Source organism: Kitasatospora sp. NPDC059812 (assembly GCF_042732075.1).
Taxonomy (GTDB): domain Bacteria; phylum Actinomycetota; class Actinomycetes; order Streptomycetales; family Streptomycetaceae; genus Kitasatospora.
Genome location: NZ_JBHWIO010000002.1, coordinates 170,046 through 178,602, shown reverse-complemented (window position 1 = coordinate 178,602; position 8,557 = coordinate 170,046). Strand labels below are relative to the sequence as shown.

The 8,557-nt window shown below is 76.3% G+C and carries 8 protein-coding genes and 1 tRNA gene; 7 read left to right on the top strand and 2 right to left on the bottom strand.

Annotated features, from left to right (window positions below; all coding sequences use genetic code 11):
- The first annotated feature begins 305 nt into the window (after nucleotides 1–305).
- Complete coding sequence (locus tag ACFV6D_RS01950) at nucleotides 306–1,397, top strand: tetratricopeptide repeat protein (RefSeq protein ID WP_380434822.1); 1,092 nt, start codon at nucleotides 306–308, stop codon at nucleotides 1,395–1,397.
- Nucleotides 1,398–1,418: 21 nt separating this feature from the next.
- Here ACFV6D_RS01950 and ACFV6D_RS01945 read toward each other — a convergent pair whose 3' ends face one another.
- Nucleotides 1,419–2,075: a histidine phosphatase family protein gene (locus ACFV6D_RS01945; protein ID WP_363370111.1), complete on the bottom strand. Its 657-nt coding sequence runs from the start codon at nucleotides 2,073–2,075 to the stop codon at nucleotides 1,419–1,421.
- A gap of 287 nt (nucleotides 2,076–2,362) precedes the next feature.
- Here ACFV6D_RS01945 and ACFV6D_RS01940 point away from each other — a divergent pair, with 287 nt between their 5' ends.
- The 3 genes from ACFV6D_RS01940 to ACFV6D_RS01930 are packed head-to-tail and all read left to right on the top strand — an operon-like array spanning nucleotide 2,363 to nucleotide 6,646.
- Nucleotides 2,363–3,604, top strand: coding sequence for a hypothetical protein (locus ACFV6D_RS01940; protein ID WP_380492685.1), 1,242 nt, complete (start codon nucleotides 2,363–2,365; stop codon nucleotides 3,602–3,604).
- A 55-nt stretch (nucleotides 3,605–3,659) separates the two neighbouring features.
- On the top strand, nucleotides 3,660–5,285 hold the full coding sequence (locus ACFV6D_RS01935; RefSeq protein ID WP_063349292.1) for a hypothetical protein: 1,626 nt from the start codon (nucleotides 3,660–3,662) through the stop codon (nucleotides 5,283–5,285).
- On the top strand, nucleotides 5,282–6,646 hold the full coding sequence (locus ACFV6D_RS01930; protein WP_380557711.1) for an AAA domain-containing protein: 1,365 nt from the start codon (nucleotides 5,282–5,284) through the stop codon (nucleotides 6,644–6,646). Before ACFV6D_RS01935 ends, ACFV6D_RS01930 begins: the two co-directional genes overlap by 4 nt.
- Nucleotides 6,647–6,663: 17 nt before the next feature.
- Here ACFV6D_RS01930 and ACFV6D_RS01925 read toward each other — a convergent pair whose 3' ends face one another.
- Nucleotides 6,664–6,996, bottom strand: a complete 333-nt coding sequence (locus ACFV6D_RS01925; RefSeq protein ID WP_380557709.1) for a hypothetical protein — start codon at nucleotides 6,994–6,996, stop codon at nucleotides 6,664–6,666.
- Nucleotides 6,997–7,246: 250 nt separating this feature from the next.
- Here ACFV6D_RS01925 and ACFV6D_RS01920 point away from each other — a divergent pair, with 250 nt between their 5' ends.
- From ACFV6D_RS01920 to ACFV6D_RS01910, 3 genes are all read left to right on the top strand, one after another.
- Nucleotides 7,247–7,621, top strand: coding sequence for a hypothetical protein (locus tag ACFV6D_RS01920; RefSeq protein WP_063349289.1), 375 nt, complete (start codon nucleotides 7,247–7,249; stop codon nucleotides 7,619–7,621).
- A 170-nt stretch (nucleotides 7,622–7,791) separates the two neighbouring features.
- Nucleotides 7,792–8,349, top strand: a complete 558-nt coding sequence (locus tag ACFV6D_RS01915; protein WP_063349288.1) for a bifunctional DNA primase/polymerase — start codon at nucleotides 7,792–7,794, stop codon at nucleotides 8,347–8,349.
- Nucleotides 8,350–8,417: 68 nt separating this feature from the next.
- Nucleotides 8,418–8,491: transfer RNA gene (locus ACFV6D_RS01910), tRNA-Lys, on the top strand.
- Nucleotides 8,492–8,557: the final 66 nt, after the last annotated feature.

Here is an 8,557-nt window from a genome sequence, read left to right as displayed (position 1 = left end):
CGCATAGTGATGTGTTTGTGTGTTTGGGGGTCTGTTTTTTTTATTTTTGTGTCGGTGTTTTGCCCCCGGGCCCGGCGTACCGGCGGCGCGGGGGGGTCGGGCGCGGCGGGAGGGCCCAAGCCCCCCCGCTCCACCCACCGTTCCCGCCCCCGCCCGCCCCGCGCTCACCGCTCTCCACTCAACTCCCGTACGCTGCCTCGCCGTACGCGGATCCAGCCGCTCCGAACAGGCCCCCGTGGCCGAGGGCCGTCGCGGCGCCCCGGGGGCCTGATGGATCGCCCTATCTCGACGAGGAGAACGACGACGTGCGTCGCCGTACGTTCCTGGCCGGCGGCCCGACCGCGCTGGCCACCGTGATCGGCATCGACCGGCCGACCGTGGCCGCCGCCGCGGCCACCGGCGGTGCCGCCGCCGACCCCGCCGCGCCGGTGCTGTTCGAGCCCGGCCCCGGCGCCTTCGTGCCCGGCCGCCCCGGGCCGGTACCGCCACCCCGCAGGGTCGGCGCCGCCGAGGTGCTCGGCGTCGAGCAGGCCGTCCGGGAGATCCGGCTGGCCGACGACGCGCACGGCGGCGACACCCTGTTCGAACGCGCCGGGCAGTCGCTGCGCACCGCCTACCTGCTGCTCAACGAGGGCGAGTACAGCGCGGAGACCGAACGCCGACTCCAGGCCGGGGCCGGCGAACTCGCCATCTCGGTGGGCTGGTTGGCGCACGACTCGAACCGGCTGGCGGACGCCCGCTCGCTCTACGCCGAGGCGCTCGCCACCGCCCGCATGGCCGGCGACGCCGCACTGGAGGCGCACGTGTTCTGCAACAGCGCCTTCCTCGCCCGGGACGCCGGCCGCCCCCGCGAGGCGCTGCGCGCCGCCCAGGCCGGGCAGGTCGCCGCCCGCCAGCTGGACTCCGCCCGGCTGCTCGCGCTGCTGGCCATGCGGGAGGCCGGCGGCTGGGCGCTGCTGCAGGACCGCGCCGCCTGCGAACGCGCGCTCGCCCGGGCGTACACGCTGTTCGACCGCGGCCGCGCCGAGGGGGATCCGGAGTGGATGTCCTTCTTCGGCGAGGCGGAGATCGCCGGCCTGCAGTCGCAGTGCTGGTCCGCACTCGGCGACTGGGACCGCGCCAGCGAGCAGGCCGGACTGGCCATAGCGCTGCAGAAGCCGCACTTCGTCCGCAACCGGGTGCTGTACACCGCCGAGCTGGCCCACGACCGGCTCGGCCGGGGCGACTTGGCGGGTGCGGCGCACCACGGTTCGGCCGCCGTGGCGCTGTTCGGCGAGGTCCGCTCGGCCCGGATCCGGAGCATGCTGGCGGACACCGCCGAACGGCTGCGCCCGCACGCCGCCGTGACCGAGGTGCGCCACTTCCTGACCGGGTACGACCAGGCGGCGGCCGCCTGAGACGCGACTCCTGACAGTACGTCAGTGACCGGCGGCCAGGCCCTCCAGGTGGGAGAGGTCGTTCCAGACCTCCACGGCCGGCGCGCCGTACTCCCAGGAGAGCACGCAGAGCGCGGCGGTGCCGAGCTTGAAGCGCTGGGCGAACTCGGGCGGCAGGCCCAGCCAGCGCGCGGTCAGGATGCGCAGCAGGTGGCCGTGCGCGAACAGGACGACGTCCCGGTCCGCGCAGTGCATGACGGTGGTGTCCGGCTCGGGGACGCCGTGCTCCTCGTTGAGGCCGGCGAGGAAGGCGTCCACCCGGGCGGCCACCTCGGAGAGCTTCTCGCCGCCGGGCACGCCGTCGCGCCAGATCAGCCAGCCGGGGTGGTCGGTGGCACGGATGTCCGCGCCGGTGCGGCCCTCGTACTGGCCGTAGTCCCACTCCAGGAGCTCCGGGCGCTCCACCGCCCGGTCGCCGAAGCCGGCCAGGGCGCAGGTCTCCTTGGCGCGGCCGAGCGGGCTGGTGTAGACGAGCGCGTCCGGCAGCCCGTTCCAGGGGGCCTTGGCGAGGCGGGCGCCGAGCGCCCGGGCCATCGCCCGGCCCTCCTCGGTCAGCGGGATGTCGGTGCGGCCGGTGTGGCGGCCGGTGGCCGACCATTCGGTCTCGCCGTGGCGGACCAGCACGATTCGGGCGGGCATGGCAGGCTCCTCGCAGCGGGGTGGCGGCAACGGTCGGTCTCACCCTTGAGCACCGGGTTCCATGATCCCTCACCCGGACGGCGGGCACGATCGCGGGCCGGTCCGAAACGCTCCGGAGGCGGCTCCGGATCGAAACGGTCCGGAGGCGGCGCCGGTCCGAAACGGTCTCGGCACCCGGGCCGACCGGGGCGCGAGGTGTCCCCCATCCGGCACGCACGCGCGGTTCAGGCCGGAACAGGCCGGTCCGCACCGCATTGTCGGACCCGGGTGCGACACTGGGCCGCACCATGAACGTCTCGACGAACGTCCCGTCCACCGGGCACGCTGAGCCGCTCGCCCAGCGGCTCGCCGAACTGCGCGGTCCCGCGCCGCAGCGCAGCCTGAACGCCCGTTCCCTCGCCGCGCTCGCCGCCAATCCGGGCTGCCACCGCCGCGCCGTGCTCGACGCTGCGGGGGTGGACAAGTCGACGCTGGCCGCCCGGCTCGGCCGCCCCGCGCCCTTCGGGCAGTCCCCGTTCGCGATCGCCCGCGGCGTGATCTTCGAGTCCCGGCTGAAGGCGGACGACTACGCCGCGCTGCTGGAGCCGCTGCGCGGCCACCTCGGCGTCCCGGCGGACGGCGGCACCCCCTTGCAGGTGCCGGATCTGCTGCACCGCTCCGGGCCCGCCGTCCGGGCCGACCGGACGGTCGAGGCGCTGGCCCGGGCCGCCGCCGACCCGGACGCCTGGACGCTGCTGGACCACCCGATGCTGCGCCTGGACGTGGCCGGCGGCACCGCCTACCTGGAGCCGGACGCGGTCGTGGTGCACGGCGGCCGGTGCACGGTGGTCGAGATCAAGTCCTTCCCGGTGCTGGACGGCGGCGCGGACCCGGCCAAGGTCGGCGCCGCCGCCCGCCAGGCCGCCGTGTACGTGCTGGCGCTCCAGCGGACCGCCGCCGCACTGGCCGGCCACCCGCTCGCCGACGACCCGTACACCGAGCAGCGGCTGCCCGGCAGCCCCCGGTCGAGCGTGCTGCTGGTCTGCCCGAAGGACTTCGGCAACCGGCCGACGGCCGTCGCCGTCGACGTCCGGCGCGAGCTCGCCACCACCCGCCGCCAGCTGAGCCGGATGACCGGCATCGACCGGCTGCTGGCGGAGCTGCCGGCGGGCGCCGACTTCGACCTGGCGGCCGACGAGGAGGGCGTGCCGGCCCGCTCCGCCGAGGAGCTGACCGCCGCGGTCGAGGCGGTGCCCGCCGCGTACGGCCCGGACTGCCTCTCCACCTGCGAGCTCGGTTTCCACTGCCGCGCCCAGGCCCGCTGCGGCGACCGGGTCGAGCAGCTCGGCCGGGGCGTGCGCGGCGAACTGGGCAGCATCCGGACGGTGACGCGGGCCCTGGCCGCCGCCGAAGCCGGCATCAGCCTGGACACTGACAGCGCCGACGTGGACAAGGACGTGGACGTGGACGAGGCCGCCGAACGGCTGGCCTACGCGGCCGCGCTGCGCGCCGAGGCACTGGGCAAGGCCCCGACGGCGGGTCACGCATGAGCGGGCGCAGCGCGGCCCTGCGCGAACGCGGCGGGCCCGAAGCGGGGGCGGGCGCATGAGCCTGCTGACCACCCTCGCCCGGCTGGAGGCCGTCCGCAGCGGGCGGGCCGAGCCGCTGGCCACCGTCCGGCACCGGCACCTGTCCGACCGCCCGATGGTGGTCGTGCCGCTGACGGCCGCCGGTGAGGCCGGCGCGCCGCTGGCGGTGCTGCTGGGCACCGACCGGGACGCGCCCCGGCTGCACCTGGTGCCGCAGCCGCTCAACCGCACCCTGCGGTTCGACTTCCTGGCCGAGCTGGCCGCCGACCTGCTGCCGTACCTGGAGTCCTTCGCCGAGGACGTGGAGCAGATCGAGGGCTCCGAGAAGGACCCGGAGACCGGCGAGAAGACCCAGGTGTTCCGCGAGCTGTGCGCCGACGCGCCGCAGCTGATCGTGCCGAACGGCGCGGGCGTGCGGCACCTGGCCCTGCTCGGCCGCTCCACCCGGTTCCGCCGCACGGTCGAGGACGACGAGCCGGGGCCGTACCCCGCGCCGGTGCGGGTGCCGCTGCTCGGCCGCTGGCTGACCCACCTCACCGACCGCGCCCAGGTGCCCGGCACCAGCCTGCTGCTGCCGATGACCGGTTTGCTGGCCCGGCACTGGGCCACCGGCCAGAGCCACCTGGAGGACCAGCACCTGGCCGCCCACCTGGCCTGGCACGCCCCGCCGGGCGGCCTGACCGGTGCCGAGGCGGCCGAGCGCGCCGAGTCCGCCCGGGACGACCGGGGGCAGTTGCTGCACCCGCCGGCCGGCCCGGCCACCGATCCGCGCTTCGACGAGTTCGTGCTCGCCCCGGCGATCGCCCGCTACGACACCGCCACGGCCGCCCTTCAGCACAGCGCCGAGCAGCGCGACGAGGCCGCCGCCGAGCGCGCCCGGGCGGCCGTCCGGGCGGCGGTCGAGCAGTTGCGCGAGGTGCTGGCGGCCGTGCTGCTGCCCACCTGGCGGGACGTCTGGCGCGGTCTGGACCTGTTGCGCGGGCTGCCGCCCGCCGGGCACCTGGCGGAGCGCTGGACCGGCGACCGCTGGTCCTACACCGGCCACCGGGACCGGCTGGCGGCCGGCGAGCCGCCGCAGCCGCGGCAGGACGACGCCGTCACGGCCGCCCGCAAGCTCGCCCAGCGCGAGCGCGAGCAGACCCGGCTGGACGTCCAGGAGGCGCTGGACGATCCGCTGGCGATGGCCGAACACCGGCTGTCCGGCGAGGCGTTCAGCGGCGTGGTGACCGAGGTGGTGCCGGACTACGACACCACCGGCCGCTCCCCCAAGCCGCGCCCGCTGATCACCCTGCGCACCGCCGACCGCCCGCACGCGGATCTCGGGCGGGAGGCGCACCGGGTGTGGGGGTCCCCCCAGCCGGAGGCCGGCGGCGGCCGGTCCCCGCAGAAGGCGGAGATCGCGGCGGTCGACCCGGCCGGGGGCACCATCACCCTGCGCCTGCTGTCCGGCATGGGGCGCAGGAAGGAGCCCGAGCCGGGCAGTCTGCCCGAGCCCGGCGATCCGGTCACCTTCACCCTGTTCGAGCTGACGGTCCGCCAGTCCGCGCCGCTGCCAGAGCCGGACGACACCCCGTGGACGCACGGCGGCCCGCCCGGCGCCGCCCCCGTACCCGCCCCGTCCGTCTCCGAGGAGTGGGAATGATGGCCGAGTTGAGCGCCGAGCAGGCACCGGGCGCGGCCGCCGACGCCGCCGTGGACCGGATCCTGGCCGCGACCGTCCACCCGGCGGCCGGCGCCCCGCGCGGCGTGGTGGTCGATTCCCCGCCCGGCGCCGGGAAGTCGACGCTGGTGGTGCGGGCGGCCCGGGAGCTGGTCGAGGCCGGCGAGCGGCTGATGATCGTCGCCCAGACCAACGGCCAGGTGGACGACCTGGTCGGCCGACTCGCCGAGAAGGCGCCGGACCTGACGATCGGCCGGCTGCACGCCGCCGACGCCCGGCCCGGCCCGGAGGTGCTGAAGCACGCCAACGTCACGCCCTCCGACAAGGTCGCCGAGCTGGTCGAGCACGACGTGGTGGTCTCCACCTCGGCGAAGTGGCAGTGGGTGCGGGCCGAGGCGCCGTGGCGGCACGCGATCGTCGACGAGGCGTACCAGATGCGTTCGGACGCCCTGCTCGCGGTGGCCCGGCTGTTCGAACGGGCGCTGTTCGTCGGCGATCCGGGCCAGCTGGACCCGTTCACCGTGGTCGGCACCGAGCAGTGGGCGGGCCTGTCGTACGACCCGTCGAGCAGCGCCGTGGTCACCATGCTGGCGCACAACCCGCAGATCGAGCCGCACCGGCTGCCGGTCTCCTGGCGGCTGCCGGCCAGCGCGGCGCCGCTGATCTCGCGGGCGTTCTACCCGTACACGCCGTTCCGCTCCGGCACCGGCCCGGACGACCGCCGGCTGACCGCCGCCGTCCGGCCGGACGGCGGCGCGCTGGACGCCGCGATCGACCGGGCCGCCGAGCACGGCTGGGCGCTGCTGGAGCTGCCCGCCCGGCACACCGTGCGGACCGATCCGCAGGCGGTGGCGGCTGTCGCGGCCGTCGTCCGGCGGTTGCTGGAGCGCGGACTGACCGCCCGCTCCGAACAGGGCGAGGCCTCCCTCACCGCGGATCGGATCGCGGTCGGCACCGCCCACCGGGACCAGGCCGCGGCCGTCCGCGCGGCCCTGCTCAAGGTGGGCGTCCCGGTGGACCAGGCGGCCGGCCCGGCCGTCACGGTGGACACCGCCAACCGGTTGCAGGGCCGCGAGTACGACGTCACGGTGGTGCTGCACCCGCTCTCCGGACGGCCCGACGCGACGGCCTTCCACCTGGAGACCGGCCGGCTGTGCGTGCTCGCCTCCCGGCACCGGCACGCCTGCATCGTGGTGGCCCGGGCCGGGATCGGCGAGCTGCTGGACGAGCACCCGTCCACCGAGCCGGTCCAGCTGGGCGTCCCGGTCGCCTTCCCGGACGGCTGGGAGGCCAACCATCAGGTGCTGCACCACCTGAGCGACCACCGGGTGCGGCTGGGCTGAGCGGCCGGGCGGGCGGATCAGGCCTTGGTCTCGGTCTCGGTCTCGGTCTCGCAGGCGGCGTAGGCCTGGACGGTCCCGTGCCCGGCCCGCACCGCCCAGGTGCTCGGGTCGTCGGGGTTCGGCGCGTTGACCAGGACGGCGTCGCCGGAGCCGGCGGGCCGGAAGGCGTAGCCGCCCCCGGTGAGGTGGGAGCCCTCGGGGCAGGTCGCCGTCGACCAGCCGCCCGGGCCGCTCCACGGCCCGGTCACCACGGTGGTCGTCTCGGCGGCCCCGGCCACAGGTGCCGCGGCCGATCCGAGGGCCGGGGTGATCAGCAGGAGTCCGGCCGCGAGGCCCTTGCGTACGGGCATGGGTTCTCCCTGGGGTGGTGGATCGCTGGGACACCCGGGACAACGACGGCCCCGACGCCCCGACGCCGCCGCACGCGCCCGACCACCCGAAGGAGTAGCGCGACCCCGGCGCGTACGGGGGAATAGCGCCCGCACGCGCACCGTTCCGTTACCGGCCGCCGCCGCGCGACAATGGACGGCGGCCACGGCCGTGCGGCGCGGCCCGGAGCAGCCGCCGCCCACCCTCACCGAGACCCGGAGGTGTCCGTCCATGCCCGACTCCCACACGAAGGCGTCCGACCACGGCGGTCAGGCCGACCCCGCGCGGCGTCTGCGTCCGGTGCAGCTGCTGTTCGAGCCGCAGTCCGCCGAGCCGGAGCCGGAACGATTCTTCGATCTGGAGTCGATCGACGACCCCACGGAGCTGCTGCGCCGCTCCACCGAGCTGGCCCTGGCCTTCCGGACGGCCGCCGAGCGGGCCACCGACTTCCAGGCGGTCGCCGCCGCGCAGCTGGCGGACCCGCGCCGCTTCGACGCGCTGTCCGACGCCGAGATCGCGCAGCGGGCGGACTGGACCCCCGACTACGCGGCCAAGATGATCGAGTACGGCCGCGGGCTGCTCCAGCCCCGCCGCCACGAGGACTGAGCGCCGCCGGGCACAAGGCGCCGGAGCGCCAGGCACCCGCTGCTCCGGCGCCCCGGCATCCGCCGCTGGCATATGCGCGAGCGGGGAAGGGTACGCCGTTCCCCGTCGTCCTGTCCGGCAAACCGTGCTTTCCCTCCCGTCCGGCCCCCGGACGGCACAGGCTGCTGTCCGTGGACATCTGGACGTATCAGTCGGTGGAGTACGTCACCGTGGCCGGCGAGGCCTGGCTCGCCTCCGCCAGCGAGTACCCGCGCAGCATGCGCGCCCTCTGGGAGGCCCGGCCGTGGGCGCCCTCGGTGCTGCCCTGCGGGCGCGCCTTCGACGTGATCAGCATGCCGTCGCTGTTCGGCCGCCGGGTGCTGGACGAGCTGTGGGCCTCCGGGCCCGGCTGCGGGCCGGTCGCCTCATACCGGGGGCGGACGCTGCTGTTCGTCCAGCCCGGTGCGGGGCCCCGGCTGCGCCGGCTGCTGGCCTGGGAGGAGTGGGCCCGGGACGTGCCGCCCCTGCTGTGCCACGGCAAGGGCGACGCGGTGACCGTGCCACCGGTGCAGCGGATGGTGAACGGCCCGGACTCCCCCGGGCTGGGCTCCGGCCGGTGGATCGTCGCCCCGGAGGACCGGGAGCCGTGGCTGCCGGGCGCCTCGGTGGTGCTGTGGGCGTGCGTGCGGGCGGCCCGGGAGCCGGCCGCGGCCGTGCCGGCCGGCGCGGCGGCCGTGACCGGGGGGTGAACGGCGGACGGCCGGTATTCGATTTTGGCGCGGACCCCGGGCGCTGCTAAAGTCTTCTCTGTCAGCAGGCGCCGCTAGCTCAGTTGGTTAGAGCAGCTGACTCTTAATCAGCGGGTCCGGGGTTCGAGTCCCTGGCGGCGCACAGACAGGGGGGGGGGGGCGGGGGCCTAGGGAGGGCGGCGGGGGCGGGGGGCGGGGCCGCGCGGCG

Bases quoted from the DNA above. Each gene is read 5' to 3' on its own strand.
- ACFV6D_RS01925 (WP_380557709.1), bottom strand. From the start codon at position 6,996: ATGCCCGTACGCAAGGGCCTCGCGGCCGGACTCCTGCTGATCACCCCG.
- ACFV6D_RS01935 (WP_063349292.1), top strand. From the start codon at position 3,660: ATGAGCCTGCTGACCACCCTCGCCCGGCTGGAGGCCGTCCGCAGCGGG.
- ACFV6D_RS01930 (WP_380557711.1), top strand. From the start codon at position 5,282: ATGATGGCCGAGTTGAGCGCCGAGCAGGCACCGGGCGCGGCCGCCGAC.
- ACFV6D_RS01920 (WP_063349289.1), top strand. From the start codon at position 7,247: ATGCCCGACTCCCACACGAAGGCGTCCGACCACGGCGGTCAGGCCGAC.
- ACFV6D_RS01940 (WP_380492685.1), top strand. From the start codon at position 2,363: ATGAACGTCTCGACGAACGTCCCGTCCACCGGGCACGCTGAGCCGCTC.
- ACFV6D_RS01945 (WP_363370111.1), bottom strand. From the start codon at position 2,075: ATGCCCGCCCGAATCGTGCTGGTCCGCCACGGCGAGACCGAATGGTCG.